The following is a 573-nucleotide window of genomic DNA, read 5'->3' as shown; positions in this document are numbered from 1 at the left end:
GCCATTTTGCGACAAAGTCGTGGGAATTTTCACAATGCAAGAAGAGCTGCAACTGGTGTGCGACTTTTGCCCTTTTTCCATCATGTGTTCTTTGTGGTGCGGCTCAACACAATCTGTATTTACGCCGAGTTTTTCTTGAAGTGCAGTTTGCTGCATGGGAAAGCTTTGTGCTTCTATTGATGCTGTCGATGCTTGAACGCTCGATGAAACACTGGTTAGCAGCATAGCCACCAAACAAACCAGAGTAGTCATCAATGTACGATTCAACTTCAACATATCAATTTCTTCACAACACACTGATTTTCATCATACAGAAAGATCATATTCATACAAGTTTGAAGCACGAAGAGTACACGGTTATTTCACTAGCTATACCAGCATGAATCCGATAACGCTTGAAATACTTATGAAACACGAGTAATAGTTAGAGCAGTTTTTGTACTAACAAGGAAAGATTCATGCTTAAAAAGAGATTTTTCAAAACTAAAGATGAAGTTGAAGTCACTTTTGAACTCGATAAAAACCAGTGGGAATCCATTAAAATCGCTGGAGATTTTAATGACTGGCAACCAG

Annotated in this window: 1 protein-coding gene and 1 pseudogene; one reads left to right on the top strand and one right to left on the bottom strand. The window is 38.9% G+C overall.

The window, feature by feature from the left end:
* A partial coding sequence (locus R7093_RS26990) for a hypothetical protein (protein ID WP_318147245.1) occupies positions 1-276 on the bottom strand: 276 nt, incomplete at its 3' end.
* Between the two features lie 182 nt (positions 277-458).
* Between R7093_RS26990 and R7093_RS26985 the strand changes: the two are divergent.
* Positions 459-573: pseudogene (locus R7093_RS26985) on the top strand (1,4-alpha-glucan branching protein); the annotation flags it as partial.

Source organism: Vibrio sp. 1580 (assembly GCF_033340055.1).
The sequence above is the reverse complement of the archived record's forward strand: the minus strand, read 5'-3'. Positions and strand labels throughout refer to the sequence as shown.